Below are 19,607 nucleotides of genomic sequence, written 5' to 3' on the forward strand. Positions count from 1 at the left end.
AGAGGTGGGGGTCATGGCGGTGCCGGTAATCGCGGGTCTGGGTACGGCGCAGCCGCCGGCCGCCGCGCAGGACGAGCTCTGGGCGGGCTTCTTCGCGAAGCACTTCTCCGGCACCACCCGCGCACTGGCCGAGCGGATCTTCGCCAACTCGGGGGTGTCCCGGCGCCAGGCGGCGGTGAACCCGCTGCTGGAGGACGTCTCCGACTGGCCGACCGAGCGCCGGATGCGGCGCTACCAGGTGGAGGCGCTGCCGCTGGGCAAGGAGGCGGTGGGTCGGGCGCTCACCGCGGCCGGCCTGGACGCCAGCGACGTCGGCCTCTTCGTCGTCTGCTCCTGCACCGGGTACGCCACCCCGGGGCTGGACATCCTGCTCGCGCGGGACCTGGGCATGGCCGCGGACACCCAGCGGATGTTCGTCGGGCACATGGGCTGCTACGCGGCCCTGCCGGGGCTGGGCGCGGCGAGTGACTTCGTCAGCGCCCGGGGGCGGCCGGCCCTGCTGCTCTGCGCCGAGCTCACCAGCCTGCACATCCAGCCGGCCGGTGCCCGGGTGGACACCCAGCAGATCGTCTCCCACGCGCTCTTCTCGGACGCCGCGGTGGCCGCCGTGGTGGTCCCCGGCGGCCGGGGGTACGCGCTGCGGGAGGTGGCGTCGGTGACCGACACCTCGACCACGGACCACATGACCTGGGACGTCACGGACACCGGCTTCCGGATGGGCCTGTCGCCGAAGGTCCCGCAGGTGCTCTCGCGCCACGTCCGGGGCCTGGTCGACGACCTGCTGGCCCGGCACGGCCGAACGGCGTCCGAGGTGGACGGCTGGGCGGTGCACCCGGGCGGCCCCCGCATTCTCAACGTGGTGGAACGGGAGCTGGCGTTGCCGCCGGAGGCGCTGGCCGCCTCCCGGGCCACGCTGAGCGAGCACGGCAACTGCTCCTCCCCGACGGTGCTGTTGATCCTGGACCGGTTGCTGCGGGCGGCGGCGCCGCCGGAGCGGATCGTGCTGCTCGCCTTCGGCCCCGGCCTGACCCTGTACGCCGCCCTCCTCGAGCGCGGCGACTGACGCCCGGCGATCGAACTGCGTGGTCGCCCTCGGGGGCCGGCGGGGGGTGGGACCGGCGGCTACGCTCCCGGCATGGACGCGAGAGCGGACGACCGGTGGCGCGGTGGTCTGCTGGCCGGGCTGGCCGTGGCCGCCCTGGCGGCGGGGGGCTGGTGGTGGTGGCAGTCCGCGCCGGCGACCGGTCCGGTGCCGGCGGCGGTCGGTTCGGCGGGCCCGACGGAGGCCGACCTCGACCGGCTCGTCCTGGTCAGTCCCGAGGACGGGCGGGTCCTGGCGGGGCCGGAGGCCGACCCGGACGAGCCGCTGGTGTTCCATCAGGAGCCCGGCGACCCGGACGCGACGCTCATCTCGCACACCGTCTGGCAGGACCGTTCCCAGCTCACCCCGGTCGGGCCGACGGTGGTTCGGCAGACGAGCCCGTCGAAGGGGGACCGTTACCTGCTGGTGGTCAGCTGTACGGGCACCGGGAAACTGGTGGTTTCCTTCTCCGGCTCGGACGACGACGGGTCGGATCAGCCGGTGGCGTGTTCGGGGGCACTGTTCACCGTGACGCTGAACTCGGCCGGCGGGCCGTTGCGGGTGCGGTTCACCGTGACCGCCGGCGACGTCGACCTGGACGCCCGGCTCGCCGCCCTGTTCTGAGCGCCCGGTCAGCCGGCGAGGCGGGCCAGGTCGACGCGATACTCCTCGACGCTGTTCAGCACCGGCACCACCCGGACCAGGGTGCCCTCCCGGTCCACCAGCAGCGCGGTCGCCGCGCCGGGGCGGGCGGGCAGGTGGAGGTACGCGCGCAGGCCGCCGGCCGGGTCGGCCAGGGCGCGTACCGGCGCTCGCGCGGTCGAGGGAACGGGGCGTACGTCCCGGCCACCGGCCACGGTGACCACGCTGACACCGGGCGGTACGACGCTGGCCGCCTCGGCCACCCGGTCGGCGCAGGCACAGGCGTCGACCAGGAGGATCACCGCCGGCAGCAGGGCGCGCAGCGGCACCGGGGTGTCGTCGGCGCCGACCAGGTCCAGCGCGGGCAGCGGACCGATGGTGGCGGGGGTCGCCGCCGGGTACGGGACCACGGTCGGGCTGCCGCCGGAGCGGGACGACCGGGGCCAGGTGACCGCGGCCAGCCCGCCGAGGGTGGTGAGCACGGCGACCACCAGGATCAGGACCGGCAGGGCGAGCGGGGGGCGGCCGTCGGCGCGGGGAGTCAGGCCCAGCCGGCGGCGCCAGGTGGCGCGTAGCCGGGACTGGCGCAGCTCGCGGCGGAGCTGCCGGGCCTCCTCGGCGAGCGCGGAGGCGTCGTCCGGTACGACCACCCGACCCCACTCCGGGGGCAGGTCGGGCAGCCCGTCCGGCGGGCCGTGGCCCTCTGCGTCAGGCATGCCCATCGGACCCCCAGGAACCGTCGCGGTGAGCGGACGTCGTGTCCACCTCCAGCGTCCCGCACCGACCGGCGTACCGCTACACCTGGGCGCGCCTCGGATCGGCGGGATACCATGGGAGAGCGCATCGCCCTAGATATCGACGCTCCGCTCCTCCTACCGGGTTGTCATCCGTTGGTCACGGAGCGTGTTGAAACCATCGGTTTGACCGCCTGTCAAGCTGAAGAAATACCTCTCACAGGGCCCCTGAGCTGCGCCAACGGTCAGGACAGCGGTGAGACATCGGTGCCTGAGCGTGTTACCCTAGACACAGCGAAAGGGGTTTCGAACCTATGGTTTTCAGTGTCGGCGAGACCGTTGTTTACCCCCACCACGGGGCCGCACTCATCGAGGCAATCGAGACTCGGGTCATCAAGGGCGAGCCTAAGCAGTACCTCGTCCTGCGGGTCGCGCAGGGTGACCTGACGGTCCGGGTGCCCGCCGAGAACGCCGAGATCGTGGGTGTGCGCGAGGTGGTCGGCGAAGAGGGCCTGGGCAAGGTCTTCGACGTGCTCCGTGCACCGCACACCGAGGAGCCGACCAACTGGTCGCGGCGTTACAAGGCGAATTTGGAGAAGCTGGCTTCCGGTAACCCGCTGAAGGTCGCCGAGGTCGTCCGCGACCTGTGGCGCCGGGAGCGGGAGCGGGGCCTGTCCGCGGGCGAGAAGCGCATGCTCGCCAAGGCCCGGGACATCCTCGTCGGTGAGGTCGCGCTGGCGGAGAAGAGCACCAAGGACGAGGCGGAGTCGCTGCTTGACAAGGTGCTGGGCGAGGCCTAGTCCCCGCAGCATCGTCGTACCCACCCCGTAGCAAAGAAATCCGAGGACCGCGACGTGACCGCGCAGCTCAATCCGCGCGGTGACGTCGCGGTCCTCGTTCCTGCGGCCGGTGCCGGCGTACGGCTGGGCCCGGGCGCGCCCAAGGCGCTCCGGCCGCTGGCCGGCGAGCCGCTGCTGGTGCACGCGGTACGCCGGATCGCCGCGGCACCCGCCGTGCACACCATCGTGGTGGCCGCCCCGGCCGCCGACGTCGAGTCGGTCCGGGCGATGCTGGCGCCGGTGGCGCCGGTGACCGTGGTCCCCGGCGGGGCGGAGCGGCAGGCGTCGGTGGCCGCCGCGCTGGCCGCGGTCCCCGCCGGCCCGGAGATCGTTCTCGTGCACGATGCCGCCCGCGCGCTCACCCCGCCCGAGCTGGTCGAATCCGTGGCGGCGGCGGTCCGCTCGGGCCATGACGCGGTGATCCCGGTCCTCCCCGTGGTCGACACGATCAAGGAGGTCGGCGCCGGGGAGCGCGTCCTCGGCACGGTCGACCGGTCAGCGTTGCGGGCGGTGCAGACGCCGCAGGGCTTCCGCCGGTCCGTGCTGACCGCCGCGCACGCCGCCGCGGGTGACCCGCTGACCGACGACGCCGGCCTGGTGGAGAAGCAGGGCGTCCCGGTGGTCTGCGTACCCGGCTCCGAGCACGCCCTCAAGATCACCCGACCGTTCGACCTGGCCCTCGCCGAGCACCTGCTGGCGGCCGGGGCCTGATGCGTACCCTCGGCTCATGATCGTTCCTCGGGTGGCCATCGGCACGGACGTGCACGCCTTCGAAGCAGGCCGGCCCTGCTGGGTGGCCGGCCTGCACTGGCCGGGCCAGGACGGCCTTGCCGGCCACTCCGACGCGGATGTGGCCGCCCACGCCGCCTGCAACGCCCTGCTCTCCGCGGCCGGTCTCGGCGACCTGGGCGCCAACTTCGGCGTCGACCAGCCCGAGTGGGCCGGTGCGCCGGGGGCGGCGCTGCTCACCGAGAGCGCCCGACGGGTGCGCGCGGCCGGGTTCCGGATCGGCAACGTCTCGGTCCAGGTGATCGGCAACCGGCCCAAGATCGGTCCGCGCCGCGCCGAGGCGCAGCGGGTGCTCTCCGAGGCGGTCGGCGCTCCGGTCACCGTCTCCGCCGCCACCACCGACGGCCTCGGCTTCACCGGCCGCGGCGAAGGGCTCACCGGCATCGCGGTGGCCCTGGTGTACGAGGCGCCGACGGCCTGACGTCGGGGACCCGGTCGCCCAGGCCCCCGACCGTCCACCCGGCTCAGTCCACGTCGGTGCAGACGTGGTGGGTGGTGCCGTGGCGCATGGTGATGGTCTTCTCGTAGGTCGGGGTGAACTCCACCTTGAACTGACCGTCGACGAGCCACAGCGCCGTGTGGGCCGGCCACGCCGGTCTGGTCGACGACTGGATCGCCGGTCGGCGAGCGGGCCGCGACGTCCCGGCGGCGCCCCGGCACATCGCACTAGGCTCGCTGGATGTCGAGTGACGCCACCCCCGACCAGTCCGCTGCCGACGGCTATCTCCAGCGTGCGCAGCTCCTCGCCGAGCTCGGTCGCTACGACGAGGCCGCCGGGGAGCTGGGCTTCGCGATCGCGATGGACCCGGCGAACGCCGAGGCGCTGACCATGCTGGCCCGGGTGCACCTCGCCGCCGACCGCTCCGCCGAGGCGCTCACCGCCGCCGACGCGGCCGCAGCCGCCGCTCCGGACGCGGTGCCGCCGCTGGTCGCGCGCGGGTTCGCGCTGACCGACCTGGGCGAGTACAAGGCCGCCGCAAGCACCGCCGACGAGATCCTGGCGCTGGGCCCGACCGACGCGTACGCCCAGCGCAGCGCCGCCGCGATCCTGGCCGGCTCGCGCAACGGGCAGCAGGCGCTCAACGCCGCCTGGCGGGGTGTCGAGCTGGCCCCGGAGGAGCCGCAGGCGCACCTGGTGCTGGGCCTGGTGTCGGCCCGGCTCGGGGTGTTCGACCTCGCCGAACGGGCCTACCGGGAGGCGCTGCGGCTGGACCCGCAACTCGCCGTGGCCCGGCACGACATGGGCGTGATCCGGCTGGAGCAGCGCCGTTACGCCGAGGCGCTGGAGCACCTGGCCGAGGCGGCCGCGCTGGACCCGGCGCGGGCGGACTCCCGGCGTACGATCTCGGACGCCCTGCGCCGGCTGGTGCTGTACGGCGCCGGTTGGTCGCTGGTCGCGACCGTGCTGGTCGCCTTCCTGGCCCCGGCCGGGCCGGGCTCGTCCCGGGTCTTCGCCGCGCTGGCCGCGCTCGGCGGGGCGCTGGTGGTGTGGCGGCACTCGACCCGGGTGCCCGGGCTGGTCCGCACGATCCTGCCCGGCCTGCTCCGCACCGACCGCACGCTCGCGCTGGCGCTCTACGCGGTGGCCGCCGGGCCGGTGCTGCTCCTGCTCTACGCGCTGGTCGGGACGCCGTGGCCGCTGGTCGGGGCGATCGCCGCCACCGCCCTGGCCGCGTTCGCGGTGTTCGCCCGTTCGTCCCGGTGATCCGGCGACAACCGCACCGCGGCTAGGGGCGGCGCGCCCAGGTCCAGGCGTAGCCGGAGTCCTCGGAGGCCGTCGCGGCGTCACAGAGGTCGAGCGGGCGGAAGGTGTCGACCATGACGGCGAGCTCGTCGAAGAAGTCGACGCCGATCGCGCGTTCGGCGGCACCCGGCTGCGGGCCGTGGGTGAAGCCGGACGGGTGCAGGGAGATGGAGCCCTGCTCGATGCCGGAGCCGCGCCGGGCCTCGTAGTTGCCGCCGGTGTAGAAGAGCATCTCGTCGGAGTCGACGTTGTGGTGGTTGTACGGCACCGGGATGGCGTCCGGGTGGTAGTCCACCTTGCGGGGCACGAAGGAGCAGATCACGAAGTTCGGGCCCTGGAAGGTCTGGTGCACGGGCGGCGGCTGGTGGATCCGGCCGGTGATCGGCTCGAAGTCGTGGATGGAGAAGGCCCACGGGTACATGTGCCCGTCCCAGCCGACCACGTCGAACGGGTGGTGGGCGTAGGTGTAGCGGGTCCACCCGCGCCGGTGCCGGACCAGCACCTCGACGTCCTCGCCGTCGACCAGCAGCGGCGCGTCCGGCCCGCGGACGTCCCGTTCGCAGTACGGCGAATGCTCCAGGAACTGGCCGCGCACGGAGAGGTAGCGCTTGGGCGGGCCGATGTGGCCGGTCGCCTCGATCGCCAGCAGCCGGGTCGGCTCGTCGCCGGTGGGCACCAGGCGGTGGATGGTCGAGGTGGGGATGATGACGTAGTCGCCGGCGACCGCGTCCAGCACGCCGAACGGCGACTCCACCCGCAGCGAGCCGGACTCCAGGTAGAGGCAGTGGTCGCCGGTGGCGTCGCGGAACAGCGGGGACGGCCGGTCGGCCAGCACGTACGCGATCCGGACGTCGTCGTTGGCGAGCAGGTACTGCCGGCCGAGCACCGGGTCCGCGCCCGTCCCGTCGAGCTTGTGGGTGCGCAGGTGACGCGGCTTGAGCGGCAGGTTGGGCATCCGGGTGAAGGCGGGTGGGGTGAACTCCTCGGCGGCGATGATCGCGGTCGGCGCGTACCGGTGGTAGAGCAGGGACGAGTCGGAGGAGAAGCCCTCCTGACCGACCAGTTCCTCGGCGTAGAGGCTGCCGTCGGGCTGGCGGAACTGGGTGTGGCGCTTGCGGGGCACCTCACCGACGCTGCGGTAGTACGGCACTTCGCCTCCCGATATGTCCCGTTCTCCGGCCGGCAACGTCCGATAATCGGACGCTGTTGTCCGTTCCTTGTAGCGTCCCGTAAATTCTTGTCTCGTGTCAACGCAGGTGCCCCGCCTCTTCGCCGGTCTCGTCGACGACGCCGCCGTCTTCCCGCCCGGCAGCGCGCCGCTGCCGGACGCCGTGGTCGCCCACCGGCGGCACCGCAGCGCCTGGTACGCCGACCTGGTCGGCCCGCTGCTGCTGCCCGCCTCGGCGGTCACCGCCGGTGAGCTGAGCCTGGTCGACCCGGCCGAGGGTTACGTGATCGGCCTGATCGGTGACACCGGCATCGACGGCCTGCCCGTCGCCCTGTCGTTCCTGGCGCCCGACGGCGTCACCGTCCGCCAGCTCGAGGTGCCGGTCGCCAAGCGCGGCGAAGACCCGTCGCCCGGCGTCGCGGCGCTGCTCCAACTGATCGACAAGACGCGGGCCGTCGAGTCCTGCTACGCCGAGGTCCCGCTGACCTTCGGGCTGATGAGCGCGCTGGACGCGCTCGCCGAGGCGCGAGCCGCCGGCGCGCCGGTCGCGGCGAAGTTCCGCACCGGCGGGCTGGCCGCCGAGCTCTTCCCGACACCGATCGAGCTGGCCGCGGTGATCTGCGCGTGCCGCGACCGGGAGCTGCCGTTCAAGTTGACCGCCGGGCTGCACCACGCGGTGCGGCACCGGGACCCGGAGACCGGCTTCACCCACCACGGCTTCGTCAACGTGCTCGCCGCCGCGCTCGCCGCCGCCGGGGGCGCCGAGGTGGACGCGGTGGCCGGGCTGCTCGCCGCCACCGACCCGGTCCGGGTCGTCGAGAGGGCCCGGGCCGAGCGCGACGCGGCGCGTCCGCTCTGGATCGGGTACGGCTCGTGCAGCATCGAGGAACCACTGACCGATCTGATCCGGCTGGGGCTGGTGAACGGGGGATACGACGAATGACCTGGGTGACGGGTGCCGACGGTTCGCCGTACGGGGTGACCAACCTGCCGTACGGGGTGTTCCGGCGCGGCGGGCAGGAGCCGCGGATCGGCGTACGGATCGCCGACTTCGTGCTGGACCTGGCCGGCGCCGAGGCGGCCAGGCTGGTGCTGGCCGCCGGGGCGCTCCGCCGGCCCACGCTGAACGATTTCATGGCGCTGGGCCGCCCCCAGTGGACGGCCGTCCGGCAGCGGGTCACCGAGCTGCTCACCGACACCGGTCAGCGGCCGGCGGTGGAGCCGCTGCTGGTGCCGCTGCGCGAGGTGGAGCTGCTGCTCCCGTTCGAGGTCGCCGACTACGTCGACTTCTACTCGTCGGAGCACCACGCGGGCAACGTCGGGCAGATCTTCCGCCCCGGGCAGCCGCCGCTGCTGCCCAACTGGAAGCACCTACCGATCGGTTACCACGGCCGGGCCGGCAGCGTGGTGGTCTCCGGCACCCCGGTCGTCCGCCCCCGTGGCCAGCGGGCCAGCGCGCAGGGCCCGACCACCGGCGCCTCCGTACGCCTGGACATCGAGGCCGAGGTGGGCTTCGTCGTCGGGGTGCCGAGCGTGCTGGGCGACCGGGTCTCCGTGGCCGACTTCGCCGATCACGTCTTCGGTGTGGTGCTGGTCAACGACTGGTCCGCCCGCGACATCCAGGCCTGGGAGTACCAGCCGCTCGGTCCGTTCCTCGGCAAGTCCTTCGCCACCTCGGTCTCGGCCTGGGTGACCCCGCTGGACGCGCTGGCCGACGCCTTCGTGCCCGCCCCCGACCAGGACCCACCGGTGCAGGAGTACCTGCACGACACCCCGCACCTCGGGCTCGATCTCCGGCTGGCGGTCGAGTGGAACGGCGAGCGGGTCAGCGAGCCGCCCTTCGCCACCATGTACTGGACGCCGGCCCAGCAGCTCGCCCACCTCACCGTCAACGGCGCGTCGCTGCGTACCGGCGACCTCTACGCCTCCGGCACCGTCTCCGGGCCGGACCGTGGCCAGGTCGGCTCGTTCCTGGAGCTGACCTGGGGCGGCGCCGAGCCGGTCAAGTTCGCCGACGGCGGCACCCGGACCTTCCTGGAGGACGGCGACACGGTCACCGTCACCGCCACCGCGCCCGGTCCGGACGGCACCACCATCGCCCTCGGCGAGGTCACCGGGCGGATCCTGCCCGCCCGCTGAACCGCCCCCTCCGCCCACCGGTCCCCGGTCGCACCCGCTGTGCGACCGGGGGCAGCGCTTTCCGCGTTGATCGTCGCGGATTCCGTCGCCACGCCGCGCCGTCCCCGGCCGGTCCCGTGGCGACCGAGTGGACCGGAGGTAGCAGGATGACCGAGCTGACCGGCGCCATCTGGCGCACCAGCAGCCGTTCCAACGACCAGGGCCTCTGCGTGGAGGTGGCGGCCAACGTGGTCGTCGCGCACGGCCTGGTCGGGGTACGCGACTCGAAGGACCGGTCGGGGCCGACGCTCGCGGTCAGCCCACCGGGCTGGACGGCGTTCGTCACCGCGATCCGTGGCGGGGCCTTCCGCCGCTGAACCCACCCGTCCCCGGTGCCCGATCGGGGCACCGGGGACGGAAATGTCACCGAGGGCTCCCCGTTTCCCGTTCACGGGCCGTACCGTGGACAACACGGGAGGTGCCATGTCGACGGTGACCGTTACCGAATTCATCGAGGCGGGGGACGTCGACGTCTGGCGGCTCCTCACCGACCTCTCCGCCCGGGCCGGCTGGCTCTCCGCCGTCGGCGCGGTCGAGGTGCTCACCACGGGTCCCTTCGCCGCCGGCACCGCGTGGCGGGAGACCCGCCTCCGGCCGGGCGGCGGTGAGCAGTCCGAGGAGTTCCTCGTGGTGGAGGCCGTCGCCCCGCACCGGCTGGTGCTCAGCTCGCCCGGGGCGGGCGTGGACTACCGGATCACCTGGACCCTGCGCACGGTCGAGCGGCGGCGGCGGGGCTGCACGGCGGTCACCGTCGAGCAGGAGGCCGTGCCGACCGCCCGCTACGGCCGGGTGCTCGCCTTGATCCTCGGCGGCCTCGCCGCCCGCGCGGTCGAGGGCGCCCTCCGCCGCGACCTCGCCGACCTGGCCCTCGCCGTGGCCCCCGCCTCCTCCGCCGAGGCCGCCTGATCGACTCGCTTCCACCTGACCGGGGGATGCGGGGTTCGGCTGGGTAGGGTGCCGGGCGGAGGTGCGGCATGGGGTTCCCGATGGGACGACGGCGGGTCGTGACAGCGCTCGCGGCGGTGCTCGCCGTCGGCGCGGCCGCCGCCGTCGTCTACCGGGTACTGGCGCCCGCCGAGGTCACCACGGTCGCCCGGCGCGCGTACCCGGCCGCGGCCACCCCCCAGGTGGGGGTGATCGGCCGGCTGCCGGTGGCCCCGCTGATCGTGGACGGCCGGCTCCGGGTCTACGCCGGCACCCGCCAGTTGTACGCCGACCAGCCGGTCGACGGGAAGCACCGGGTCACCCCGTTCTGGTCGTACCGGCGCTGGCCGGCGAAGCTCGACGGGGTGCTCGCCGACGGCACCACCGTGGTCAGCCGCTGGTCCGACGGGAAGTTGGTGGCGCTGGACGCGCGTACCGGGCGGGTGGCCTGGCGGGCCGACGGGCCGGAGGCGGCGGAGCTGCCAGAGTCGCGCCGCACCTACGCCTCGACGGTCTGGGGCCCGGCCGGGCTGCACGTCGCCCGTGCCGCCGACGGCCGGGCCGTGCTGGTCGCCGCCGGCGCCGGACAGCTCGACGGGTACGACCTGGCCGACGGCCGCCGGCTCTGGCGGATCGACCGGGAGCGGGGCTGCATCGGCGCCGCGGGCACCACCGCCACCGGTGAGGTGCTCGGGTTGGACGCCTGTGACGGCCCGGAGACGGTCGAGTTCCGGGACCCGGCGACCGGCGCGGTACGCACCCGCTGGCGTCCCCCGGACGCCCCGGACGAGTTCGTGGTGACCCCGGTCGGTTGCCGGCAGGGGCACTCCGGCTGCCGCGGCCTGCGCATCTCGGGTCGCAGCGACGGCAGCGGCCGGGGCTGGCTGGTCGGCCCCGGCAACCCGGTGGCCGCGCCCGCCCTCGACGGGGCGGACGCGGAACTCGACGGCGAGCGGGCCATCGGCACCACCGCGGGCGTGATCACCGGCCGGTCCGCCCGGACCGGCGAGGAGCTGTGGCGCCGGGGCGACCTCGGGCCGGTCCGGATCATCGCGGTCGAGCCGGGCCTGGTGCACCTGCTGACCGACCGGAAGGACCTGGTCACCCTCGACCCGGTCACCGGTGCGGAGCGGTCCCGGTTCGCGATGGACATCGGTCGCGACGGGATCGGCTGGGTACCCGGGCGGGCGTACGCGGCCGACGGCTATCTCGCGCTGGAACGGGTTCGGGAGCGGGCCGGGCCGGACGACGACGACCAGGCGTACTTCCTGATGGCCGAGCCGGTGCTGCTCGCCGCGACGTAGCGGCGGCGGCGAGCAGCCGGCAGGTCAGGCCAGCGCCGACTCGGCGGCGGCGAGGAAGGCGTCGTTCTCGGCCGGGGTGCCGATGGTGACCCGGACCCCGTCGCCGGCGAACGGCCGGACGATCACGCCGCGCGCCTCGCACGCCTTGCCGAACTCCACCGCCCGCTCGCCGAGCGGCAGCCAGACGAAGTTGGCCTGGCTGGCCGGCACGTCCGGGACGAACTTGCGCAGCGCCTCGGTGACCCGGTCCCGCTCGGCGACGACCAGCGCGCAGCGGCGCTCCACCTCGTCGGCCTGCGCCAGCGCGGCCAGCGCGCCGGCCTGGGCGGCCATGCTGGTGGAGAACGGGGTGACCACCTTGCGGACGGCGGCGGCCACCTCCGGGGCGGCGACGAGGAAGCCGATCCGCAGGCCGGCCAGCCCCCACGCCTTCGACAGGGTGCGCAGCACGACGACGTTCGGCCGGTCCAGGTAGGTCAGGCCGTCCGGCACCTCGGGATCGGTGACGAACTCCCGGTACGCCTCGTCGATCACCACGAGCACGTCGTCCGGCACCGCGTCGAGGAAGCGGTCCAGCTCGGCCTTGCGCACCGCGGTACCGGTGGGGTTGTTCGGGTTGCAGACCAGGATCATCCGGGTCCGGTCGGTCACCGCCGCGGCCATCGACGCCAGGTCGTGGCCGTGGCCGGCGTCGTTGGGCACCCGCACGCTGGTCGCGCCGCTGGTCGCCGCGATGATCGGGTACGCCTCGAACGACCGCCACGCGTAGAGCAGCTCGTCGCCGGGGAGGCAGGTGGCCCGGACCAGGTGCTCGGCCAGCGCCACCGAGCCGCAGCCGGTGGCGATCCGGTCGGCGTCCACGCCGTACCGCTCCGCGAGTGCCTGGCGCAGCGCCACCACGCCCATGTCCGGGTACCGGTGCGACCCGGTCACCGCCTCGGTGACCGCCTCCACCACGCCGGGCAGCGGCCCGTACGGCACCTCGTTGCTGGCCAGCTTGATCGCCTCGTCCAGGCCCAGCTCGCGGGCCAGGTCGGCGGGGCTGCGGCCGGGCACGTAGTTGGGGAGCGCGTCGAGGTCGGCGCGGGTCAGCCGCAGCGGCGGCTGGTGACGTCCGGTGTCGGTCATGGGGTGTCTCCCGGGGGATTGGCGCGGTCGCGCGGGGCGGTACGGGTGTCGGGCGTGGCGCGGGGGACCTGCACCACCACGGTCTGCGCACGCTTGTCGTGCAGCGCCTGACGCAGCGGGTGATCGAAGAGCGGGGAGACCGCGTCGACGAGCTGGAGGAGCAGGCCGAGCCCGCAGCAGTACCAGAGCAGGGTGGGCAGGCCGAGGGTGCTCCACCGCCGGGTGGCCCGGCCGAAGCCGAGCGGCTGGTCGGCCTCGACCGGCACCGCCCGGACCCGCATCACCCGCTTGCCGAAGGTCTGCCCCCGGGCCGCCATCGACGGCACCTCGTAGGCGAACCAGAGCGCGGTGGCGATCACCAGGATGACGACCAGGAGGCCGGTGGTCTGTTCCCCGGGGGGCGGCAGCGGCTCCGTGGTGGTGTCACCCGTGCTGGCCCGCCGCCATCCCTCCCGCCAGACGGGGGCGTACCCGAGGGCGAACTGCCAGACGAACCAGCCGTTCACCGCGGCGTTGAGCAGGAACACGATCCCGAAGTCGATGAGGCGGGCAACCAGGCGGACGCCGAACGAGGCGAGCCGCAGCCCGTGCGGCCGGGGCTCGGGGAGCCGTCCCGGCCAGGTCGGGTACGGCCAGCCCGGTGGCGGACCCTGCGGGCGCCCCGCTCCGGGCGGCCCGTACCCCGGCGGCGGCCCATAGCCCGGGCCGGGCGGCCCGTAACTCGGCGGTCCGTAACCGGGGCCGGTCGGGTAACCGGGGCCGGTCGGGTGGCCGGGGCCGGTCGGGTGGCCGGGGCCGGCGGCGGGGGGCCCGGGATGCGGGCCGGGCCCGGCCGGTACGGCAGCGGGGGCGGGGGCCGGCGCGGGTTCGGGCGGCGGCGGGCCCTCGGGCGGGGTGGCGTCGACCGGGATCGGCGCGCCGATCCACCCCTCGCCGTCCCAGTACCGTCTGGTCTCGGGCTCGGCGGGGTCGACGTACCAGCCGGGTTGCACAGTCACGGAGCAACCTTAACGACGACGGTGCCGGCAAACTTGTCATGCAGGCACTGCTGCCAGGGCTTGTCCCAGAGCTGCCAGAACCCGTCGAGGTAGTTGAGGAAGGGCACCAGCGAGCCGGCGACGAACTCGATGAGGTACCGGCGGCCCAGGGCGCCCCGGGTCAGGGTGCCCGCCGGGTCGATCGGGACGATCCGGATCTTCATCAGCTTCTTGCCGAGCGTCTGGCCGCTGCGGCGGGCGTACTCGACGTGGTAGAGCCAGTAGAAGACCAGGAGGACCAGGAACAGTCCGGCCTCGGCGAGCAGCAGCGGGACGATGAATTCGCCCATCATCCGGGCCGGGTCCGGCTCGCCCATCGTCCCGTCCGGGTTGACCTTCACCATCTCGGTGAACATGCGGTACCAGATCCACGCGAAGAACGGCAGGAAGAGCACCATCGCCAGCAGGCTCGCCACGGCGGTGTCGATCAGCCAGGCGAGCAGCCGGTCGGTGAAGCTGGCCAGCGGCTGCCCGTTCGGCGCCAGCGGTGGGGGCGGGAAGGCCGGGTGCGGCGCCCAGCCGGGCCCGGGGCCCGGGTAGGCAGGCAGCCCGGCGTACGGCGGTGGGACGTGCTGCGCCGGTGCCGCGTACCGCAGGGGGGTCGGGCCGGTGGGCGGCGCGAAGCCGCCGCCCGCGGGCGGCGGCCCGGCGGGCGGCGGCGTGGTGCTCGGGGGAGGCTGTGTCACGCCGACAGTGTTACAGGTTGCCGCGGGCTTCCTGCTCCCGCTCGATGGCCTCGAACAGGGCCTTGAAGTTGCCCTTGCCGAAGCCCAGCGAGCCGTGCCGCTCGATCAGCTCGAAGAAGACGGTCGGGCGGTCCTGCACCGGCTTGGTGAAGATCTGGAGCAGGTAGCCGTCCTCGTCCCGGTCGACCAGGATCTTGCGGGCCTTCAGCTCCTCGATCGGCACCCGCACCTTGCCGATACGGGCGCGCAGCTCCGGGTCGTCGTAGTACGAGTCCGGGGTGGCCAGGAACTCGACGCCCGCGGCCCGCATCGCGTCGACGCTGGCCAGGATGTCGTTGGTGGCGACGGCGATGTGCTGGGCGCCCGGGCCCTGGTAGAACTCCAGGTACTCGTCGATCTGCGACTTCTTGCGGGCGATGGCCGGCTCGTTCAGCGGGAACTTCACCTTGCGGGTGCCGCTGGCGACGACCTTGCTCATCAGCGCGGAGTAGTCGGTGGCGATGTCGTCGCCGATGAACTCGGCCATGTTGCTGAAGCCCATGACCCGCTTGTAGAACTCCACCCACTCGTCCATCTTGCCGAGCTCGACGTTGCCGACCACGTGGTCGATCGCCTGGAAGAAGCGCTTCGGCTGGATGCCGGCGTCGATCATCGGCTGCCGGTCCACGATCGGGCCGCGCGCGACGAAGCCGGGCAGGAACGGGCCGGTGTAGCGGGACCGGTCGACCAGGGTGTGCCGGGTGTCGCCGTACGCGGCGATGGCGGCCAGCCGGACGGTGCCGTGCTCGTCGGCGACGTCGTGCGGCTCGAGCAGGCCGGTCGCGCCCTGCGCGGTGGCGTGCGCGTACGCGGCGTCGACGTCGGGGACCTCCAGCGCGATGTCGGAGACGCCGTCGCTGTGCTTGGCGACGTGCTCGGCGCCCTCGGCGTCGGGGCGGACCGCGCCGGTCAGCACGAACCGGGCCGAGCCGCTGGTCAACACGCACTGGGCGTGGTCCCGGTAGCCCTGCTCCGGCCCCCGGTACGCCACGCAGGTCATGCCGAACGCGGTGGAGTAGTAGTGCGCGGCCTGCTTGGCGTTGCCGACCAGGAAGTGCACGTGGTCGAGGCCCTTGACCGGGAACGGGTCGCGGCTGATGTCGTGGTCGACGGCGCCGACGAGCGCGTCGACGTCGACCTCGTCGGTCGGTCGGTCGATCGCCTGGGTCATGGTGGCCTCCCTTGCGTACCGGCCGGCCTCGTGGGCCGCCGTTGGTTGCTCGTGTGGCGAGGATCGCCGGGCGACGACCCGTTGGGCAACCCTTCGCCGAAATGCTGGTCAGGTTGCGCATTCGGTAGGGTGTTGAGCTGTGAACGCTGGTCAAGATGTACAGCTCGATGAGCTGGATGTGCGGTTGATCGATCTGCTCGCCGAGGAGCCGCGGATCGGGGTGCTGGAGTGCTCCCGGCGGCTCGGCGTGGCCCGGGGCACCGTCCAGGCCCGGCTGGACAAGCTGGTCGAGCGGGGGGTGATCGCCGGCTTCGGGCCGGACATCTCCCCGGCCGCGATCGGCTTCGGCGTGACCAGCTTCGTCACCCTGGAGATCAGCCAGCGGCACGGCCACGACCCGGTCACCGCCCACCTGGCCGCCATCCCGGAGGTGCTGGAGGCGCACACCATCACCGGCTCCAGCGACCTGCTCTGCCGCATCGTGGCGAGATCGAACACCGACCTCCAGCGGGTGATCGACCAGATCGTCTCCTCCGCCGGCATCACCCGAGCGTCCACGATCATCGCCCTGGCCGAGCAGATCCCCTACCGCACCCTGCCCCTCGTCCGCTCGGCCGTGCGCGGCGGGCCGTCCGGGGCATGACCCGGCGGGGGAAGAAAGCGCGGCGACACGGCCCTGCGCGGGCTCGGCGGGGCGGTGATCGTCGCTACGGTGTGCGGTGTGAAGGGCCTTGGCGTACGCGGCTGGTTGCTGCTGGGGCTCATCACCGTGGTCGTGCTGACCTCGACGGGGGTGTGGAACCCGTTCCCGGCCGTGTGGGACTGGGTCGACCGGAGCCAGCCGATCTCCGAGCCGGACCTGGTCTGGCAGCAGCGGGTCGGCGGCACGCCGAAGAGCGTCACCATTGCCGGTGACACCGTCATCGTCGAGCAGCGCACCCGGGTGGAGGCGCGCAGCCTGGCCACCGGCACCCAGCTCTGGGAGCGCAAGGCGGACTGGTCGGCGGTGGCCGGCGGCGACCGGGACCCGGTCGTCGCCGTGGGAAAGCTGCTGGTCAAGGGGTACGAACTGCTCGACCCCGGCACCGGGGTGGTCCGGCGGCGGGACGGCGACGCGGTGGCGGTGTGGACGTACCGCAACGCGATCCTCGACGTCCGCTGCGTCGAGCCCACCGACTGCACGCTGAGCGCCTGGGACCCGCGCGGCACCCAGCCACTGTGGACCGCGTTCCTGCCCGGGGTGCACAGCGGCCTGCTCGCCGACAACCCGGACCTGCTCGGCAGCCGGCGGCTCACCACGCCGCGCATCGACGGCGGGGTGGCCGGCCCGGAGTCGGTGCCGCCGCTGCTCGGCTTCCCCGTCGACGGGCGGGTGCACGTGGTGGACACCGCCACCGGCCGGGTGCTGCAGAACGTCCAGCCCGGCCGGGAGGAGCGGCTGGCAGTGATCGGTGGACGCCTGCTCCGGATCACCGCCACCTCCCGCGACGGCACCTGCTACTTCACCGTCGCCGCCCACGACCCGGCCACCGGGCAGGAGGTGTGGCGGCGTACCGGGCTGAACCTGCGCACCGCCGACTACGCCGGGTGCGTGCAGCGGGAGGACCCGCAGGGCGCCCGCAACGTGCTGATCGGGGTCGGCCCGGACGGCCGCGAGGCGGTCATCGACGGGTACGACGGCCGACTGCTCCAGGTCGGCGCCGACGGGGAGAAACTGCTCGCCGTCGACGATCGGTACGCGGTGGTGCGCAGCGCCGACAAGCGCTCCCTCCTCGGCCGGGAGCTGTCCGTGGACCGGACCAGGTGGACCCGCGCCGCCGGGGGGAAGAGCGGCGCGGCGCTCACCCCGTACGCGGCGGTGATCGCCGAGGAGAAGCCGTCCCGGCTGATCGCCGTCGACCCGCGTACGGGTCGCGAGCTGGCGGTCCTGCGGACCTCGGCGAACGCCCTGGCCGTCGGCCCCACCGGCATGATCATCGGGGAGGGACGGGAGATCGGGTACGTCCGCTGGGGCGCCGGTGCCACCGTGCCGCCGCCCCCGCCCGACGAGGGCGACCTCCCCGGCCCGAACCCGGGCAGCACCTGGCAGCCCCCCTCCGACGAGGGCAGCTGCGGGCCCAAGCGGGAACTCTGCGACTGAGTCGACGGCACCGGGTGAGAGCGGCGTCCCAGCACCCACCCGGCGGGTGTCGACGATCGACCGCTCTGCCCTAGGCTTTTCGCTCATGAGCAGTGCCGCCGCGTTCTCGTACGCCCCCTTGCTGCCGACCGGTCCCGATCAGACGGAGTACCGCCTGGTCACCGACGAGGGCGTCGATGTCGTCAACGGCCCGGGTGGCCGCCGGTTCCTCACCGTGGAGCCCTCCGCCCTGACCACCCTGACCGCCGAGGCGATGCACGACATCGCCCACTTCCTCCGCCCGGCGCACCTGACCCAGCTCCGGTCGATCATCGGCGACCCGGCCGCCTCGCCGAACGACCGGTTCGTCGCGCTGGACCTGCTGCGCAACGCCAACATCGCCGCCGGCGGGGTGCTGCCGATGTGCCAGGACACCGGCACCGCCATCGTGATGGGCAAGCGCGGCCGGCACGTGCTCACCGACGGCACCGACGCCGAGGCCATCTCCCGGGGCGTCTACCAGGCGTACACGAAGCTGAACCTGCGCTACAGCCAGCTCGCCCCGCTGACCATGTGGGACGAGCGGAACACCGGCAGCAACCTGCCCGCGCAGGTGGAGCTCTACGCCGAGGACCCGGACGGGCACCCGGACGCGTACAAGTTCCTCTTCATGGCCAAGGGCGGCGGCTCGGCCAACAAGTCGTACCTCTACCAGGAGACCAAGGCGCTGCTGAATCCGACCCGGATGATGCAGTTCCTGGAAGAGAAGCTGCGGCTGATTGGCACCTCCGCCTGCCCGCCGTACCACCTGGCCATCGTCATCGGCGGCACCTCCGCCGAGTACGCGTTGAAGACCGCCAAGTACGCCTCCGCGAAGTACCTGGACAGCCTCCCCACCTCCGGCTCGATGACCGCGCACGGCTTCCGCGACCTGGAGCTGGAGGCGGAGGTGCTGGAGCTGACCCGCAACTTCGGCATCGGCGCGCAGTTCGGCGGCCGGTACTTCTGCCACGACGTCCGGGTGGTCCGGCTGCCCCGGCACGGCGCCTCCTGCCCGGTGGCGATCGCCGTCTCCTGCTCGGCCGACCGGCAGGCGGTCGCCAAGATCACCCCGTCGGGCGTCTGGCTGGAGCGGCTCGAGACCGACCCGGCGCGCTTCCTGCCCGACGTCACCGACGAGACGCTGGACGCCGAGACGGTGGTCCGGGTCGACCTGAACCGGCCGATGGACGAGATCCGCGCCGAGCTGTCCAAGTACCCGGTGAAGACCCGGCTCTCGCTGACCGGCCCGCTCGTCGTGGCCCGGGACATCGCGCACGCGAAGATCGCCGAGCGGCTGGACGCGGGCGAGCCGATGCCGCAGTACCTGCGCGACCACGCCGTCTACTACGCCGGTCCGGCCAAGACCCCGGAGGGGTACGCTTCCGGCTCGTTCGGCCCGACCACCGCCGGCCGGATGGACGCCTATGTGGAGAAGTTCCAGGCCGCGGGAGGCTCCCAGGTGATGCTCGCGAAGGGCAACCGCTCCGCCCAGGTCACCCGCGCCTGCCAGCAGTACGGCGGTTTCTACCTCGGCTCGATCGGCGGGCCGGCGGCCCGCCTGGCTCAGGACTGCATCAAGCACGTCGAGGTCCTGGAATACCCGGAGCTGGGCATGGAGGCGGTCTGGAAGATCGAGGTGGAGGACTTCCCGGCCTTCATCGTCGTCGACGACAAGGGCAACGACTTCTTCGCCGAGGTCACCAAGCCGGTACTGACCGTCGGGCGGCGCTGACCGCGGGACGGCTGGAAGGGGCGTCGGGCAGCAGCCCGGCGCCCCTTCGTCGTCTGCCGCTCATCGACATCGGTGCGCCCGACCGGGCGATACCGGTCGGGCGCACCGCCCCCGTCGGATGCCGTCACCGACAACCCGGACCGAGTGTCGGCCCTGTCGCTGTCGATCCGCTATCACATCGCTATCGCCTGGCCCGGGCGACCTGTTACCGGCGGGCTACGCTGTGAAAGTCGACAGACGGCGTGCGGGG

Annotated in this window: 21 protein-coding genes; 14 read left to right on the forward strand and 7 right to left on the reverse strand. The window is 73.6% G+C overall.

What is annotated here, in order from left to right; all coding sequences use genetic code 11:
- Positions 1-13: 13 nt before the first annotated feature.
- Both I8N68_RS13445 and I8N68_RS13450 read left to right on the forward strand, forming a co-directional pair.
- Positions 14-1,063, forward strand: coding sequence for a type III polyketide synthase (locus I8N68_RS13445; RefSeq protein WP_200210266.1), 1,050 nt, complete (start codon positions 14-16; stop codon positions 1,061-1,063).
- A gap of 72 nt (positions 1,064-1,135) precedes the next feature.
- Positions 1,136-1,705, forward strand: a complete 570-nt coding sequence (locus I8N68_RS13450; RefSeq protein ID WP_200210267.1) for a hypothetical protein — start codon at positions 1,136-1,138, stop codon at positions 1,703-1,705.
- Positions 1,706-1,713: 8 nt separating this feature from the next.
- On the opposite strand, the gene I8N68_RS13455 is transcribed toward I8N68_RS13450, so the two are convergent.
- Positions 1,714-2,445, reverse strand: a complete 732-nt coding sequence (locus I8N68_RS13455) for a hypothetical protein (protein WP_200210268.1) — start codon at positions 2,443-2,445, stop codon at positions 1,714-1,716.
- Positions 2,446-2,771: 326 nt separating this feature from the next.
- Between I8N68_RS13455 and I8N68_RS13460 the strand changes: the two genes are divergently transcribed.
- From I8N68_RS13460 to ispF, 3 genes are read left to right on the forward strand one after another with little or no spacing between them, the layout of a single operon-like run.
- Complete coding sequence (locus I8N68_RS13460; RefSeq protein WP_089012187.1) at positions 2,772-3,257, forward strand: CarD family transcriptional regulator; 486 nt, start codon at positions 2,772-2,774, stop codon at positions 3,255-3,257.
- A gap of 54 nt (positions 3,258-3,311) precedes the next feature.
- Positions 3,312-4,007, forward strand: a complete 696-nt coding sequence (ispD, locus tag I8N68_RS13465) for a 2-C-methyl-D-erythritol 4-phosphate cytidylyltransferase (protein ID WP_200210269.1) — start codon at positions 3,312-3,314, stop codon at positions 4,005-4,007.
- Positions 4,008-4,023: 16 nt separating this feature from the next.
- Entirely contained in the window at positions 4,024-4,506 is a 483-nt protein-coding gene (gene ispF / locus I8N68_RS13470) for a 2-C-methyl-D-erythritol 2,4-cyclodiphosphate synthase (RefSeq protein ID WP_200210270.1), read from the forward strand.
- 43 nt (positions 4,507-4,549) lie between these two features.
- On the opposite strand, the gene I8N68_RS13475 is transcribed toward ispF, so the two are convergent.
- Positions 4,550-4,747, reverse strand: coding sequence for a hypothetical protein (locus tag I8N68_RS13475; protein WP_200210331.1), 198 nt, complete (start codon positions 4,745-4,747; stop codon positions 4,550-4,552).
- Between the two features lie 17 nt (positions 4,748-4,764).
- Here I8N68_RS13475 and I8N68_RS13480 point away from each other — a divergent pair, with 17 nt between their 5' ends.
- Entirely contained in the window at positions 4,765-5,790 is a 1,026-nt protein-coding gene (locus I8N68_RS13480; protein ID WP_200210271.1) for a tetratricopeptide repeat protein, read from the forward strand.
- A gap of 22 nt (positions 5,791-5,812) precedes the next feature.
- On the opposite strand, the gene I8N68_RS13485 is transcribed toward I8N68_RS13480, so the two are convergent.
- Positions 5,813-6,979: a homogentisate 1,2-dioxygenase gene (locus I8N68_RS13485; protein WP_200210272.1), complete on the reverse strand. Its 1,167-nt coding sequence runs from the start codon at positions 6,977-6,979 to the stop codon at positions 5,813-5,815.
- A 94-nt stretch (positions 6,980-7,073) separates the two neighbouring features.
- On the opposite strand from I8N68_RS13485, the gene I8N68_RS13490 reads away from it, so the two are divergent.
- The 5 genes from I8N68_RS13490 (at position 7,074) to I8N68_RS13510 (ending at position 11,403) form a co-directional block, all read left to right on the forward strand.
- Complete coding sequence (locus tag I8N68_RS13490) at positions 7,074-7,940, forward strand: hypothetical protein (RefSeq protein WP_200210273.1); 867 nt, start codon at positions 7,074-7,076, stop codon at positions 7,938-7,940.
- Positions 7,937-9,136 carry a fumarylacetoacetase gene (fahA, locus tag I8N68_RS13495; protein ID WP_200210274.1) on the forward strand — a complete coding sequence of 400 codons (1,200 nt, stop codon included), beginning with the start codon at positions 7,937-7,939 and terminating at the stop codon, positions 9,134-9,136. The genes I8N68_RS13490 and fahA overlap by 4 nt, the downstream gene beginning before the upstream one ends.
- A gap of 146 nt (positions 9,137-9,282) precedes the next feature.
- A complete protein-coding gene (locus I8N68_RS13500) occupies positions 9,283-9,492 on the forward strand; it encodes a DUF397 domain-containing protein (RefSeq protein WP_200210275.1) in 210 nt (69 codons plus the stop codon).
- A gap of 106 nt (positions 9,493-9,598) precedes the next feature.
- On the forward strand, positions 9,599-10,081 hold the full coding sequence (locus I8N68_RS13505; RefSeq protein ID WP_200210276.1) for an SRPBCC family protein: 483 nt from the start codon (positions 9,599-9,601) through the stop codon (positions 10,079-10,081).
- A gap of 68 nt (positions 10,082-10,149) precedes the next feature.
- Positions 10,150-11,403 (forward strand): outer membrane protein assembly factor BamB family protein, encoded by a 1,254-nt coding sequence (locus I8N68_RS13510; RefSeq protein WP_200210277.1) that lies wholly within the window; start codon positions 10,150-10,152, stop codon positions 11,401-11,403.
- Positions 11,404-11,427: 24 nt separating this feature from the next.
- On the opposite strand, the gene hisC is transcribed toward I8N68_RS13510, so the two are convergent.
- Genes hisC through hppD form a run of 4 tightly spaced genes read right to left on the reverse strand, consistent with a single transcriptional unit; the run spans position 11,428 to position 15,464 of the window.
- The gene (gene hisC / locus I8N68_RS13515; protein ID WP_200210279.1) at positions 11,428-12,531 is read right to left on the reverse strand and encodes a histidinol-phosphate transaminase; all 1,104 of its coding nucleotides are present in this window, start codon (positions 12,529-12,531) and stop codon (positions 11,428-11,430) included.
- Entirely contained in the window at positions 12,528-13,529 is a 1,002-nt protein-coding gene (locus I8N68_RS13520) for an RDD family protein (protein WP_200210281.1), read from the reverse strand. Before I8N68_RS13520 ends, hisC begins: the two co-directional genes overlap by 4 nt.
- Positions 13,526-14,254, reverse strand: a complete 729-nt coding sequence (locus I8N68_RS32805) for an RDD family protein (RefSeq protein WP_200210282.1) — start codon at positions 14,252-14,254, stop codon at positions 13,526-13,528. Before I8N68_RS32805 ends, I8N68_RS13520 begins: the two co-directional genes overlap by 4 nt.
- Before the next feature lie 10 nt (positions 14,255-14,264).
- The gene (gene hppD / locus I8N68_RS13530; RefSeq protein WP_200210283.1) at positions 14,265-15,464 is read right to left on the reverse strand and encodes a 4-hydroxyphenylpyruvate dioxygenase; all 1,200 of its coding nucleotides are present in this window, start codon (positions 15,462-15,464) and stop codon (positions 14,265-14,267) included.
- Between the two features lie 139 nt (positions 15,465-15,603).
- On the opposite strand from hppD, the gene I8N68_RS13535 reads away from it, so the two are divergent.
- The 3 genes from I8N68_RS13535 (at position 15,604) to I8N68_RS13545 (ending at position 19,357) form a co-directional block, all read left to right on the forward strand.
- Entirely contained in the window at positions 15,604-16,107 is a 504-nt protein-coding gene (locus tag I8N68_RS13535; protein ID WP_200210285.1) for an Lrp/AsnC family transcriptional regulator, read from the forward strand.
- A gap of 69 nt (positions 16,108-16,176) precedes the next feature.
- Complete coding sequence (locus I8N68_RS13540; RefSeq protein ID WP_200210286.1) at positions 16,177-17,604, forward strand: outer membrane protein assembly factor BamB family protein; 1,428 nt, start codon at positions 16,177-16,179, stop codon at positions 17,602-17,604.
- 85 nt (positions 17,605-17,689) lie between these two features.
- Positions 17,690-19,357 carry a fumarate hydratase gene (locus tag I8N68_RS13545; protein ID WP_200210287.1) on the forward strand — a complete coding sequence of 556 codons (1,668 nt, stop codon included), beginning with the start codon at positions 17,690-17,692 and terminating at the stop codon, positions 19,355-19,357.
- Positions 19,358-19,607 lie beyond the last annotated feature (250 nt).

This window comes from Micromonospora coerulea (assembly GCF_016598485.1).
Classification (GTDB): Bacteria; Actinomycetota; Actinomycetes; order Mycobacteriales; family Micromonosporaceae; genus Micromonospora; species Micromonospora coerulea.

What these genes read in the sequence shown, in the direction of transcription:
- I8N68_RS13455 (WP_200210268.1), bottom strand. Translation starts at nt 2,445, where the DNA reads ATGGGCATGCCTGACGCAGAGGGCCACGGCCCGCCGGACGGGCTGCCC.
- I8N68_RS13500 (WP_200210275.1), top strand. Translation starts at nt 9,283, where the DNA reads ATGACCGAGCTGACCGGCGCCATCTGGCGCACCAGCAGCCGTTCCAAC.
- ispF (WP_200210270.1), top strand. Translation starts at nt 4,024, where the DNA reads ATGATCGTTCCTCGGGTGGCCATCGGCACGGACGTGCACGCCTTCGAA.
- I8N68_RS13445 (WP_200210266.1), top strand. Translation starts at nt 14, where the DNA reads ATGGCGGTGCCGGTAATCGCGGGTCTGGGTACGGCGCAGCCGCCGGCC.
- I8N68_RS13450 (WP_200210267.1), top strand. Translation starts at nt 1,136, where the DNA reads ATGGACGCGAGAGCGGACGACCGGTGGCGCGGTGGTCTGCTGGCCGGG.
- I8N68_RS13545 (WP_200210287.1), top strand. Translation starts at nt 17,690, where the DNA reads ATGAGCAGTGCCGCCGCGTTCTCGTACGCCCCCTTGCTGCCGACCGGT.
- I8N68_RS13460 (WP_089012187.1), top strand. Translation starts at nt 2,772, where the DNA reads ATGGTTTTCAGTGTCGGCGAGACCGTTGTTTACCCCCACCACGGGGCC.
- I8N68_RS13480 (WP_200210271.1), top strand. Translation starts at nt 4,765, where the DNA reads ATGTCGAGTGACGCCACCCCCGACCAGTCCGCTGCCGACGGCTATCTC.
- I8N68_RS13510 (WP_200210277.1), top strand. Translation starts at nt 10,150, where the DNA reads ATGGGGTTCCCGATGGGACGACGGCGGGTCGTGACAGCGCTCGCGGCG.
- hppD (WP_200210283.1), bottom strand. Translation starts at nt 15,464, where the DNA reads ATGACCCAGGCGATCGACCGACCGACCGACGAGGTCGACGTCGACGCG.
- fahA (WP_200210274.1), top strand. Translation starts at nt 7,937, where the DNA reads ATGACCTGGGTGACGGGTGCCGACGGTTCGCCGTACGGGGTGACCAAC.
- I8N68_RS13475 (WP_200210331.1), bottom strand. Translation starts at nt 4,747, where the DNA reads ATGTGCCGGGGCGCCGCCGGGACGTCGCGGCCCGCTCGCCGACCGGCG.
- I8N68_RS13505 (WP_200210276.1), top strand. Translation starts at nt 9,599, where the DNA reads ATGTCGACGGTGACCGTTACCGAATTCATCGAGGCGGGGGACGTCGAC.
- hisC (WP_200210279.1), bottom strand. Translation starts at nt 12,531, where the DNA reads ATGACCGACACCGGACGTCACCAGCCGCCGCTGCGGCTGACCCGCGCC.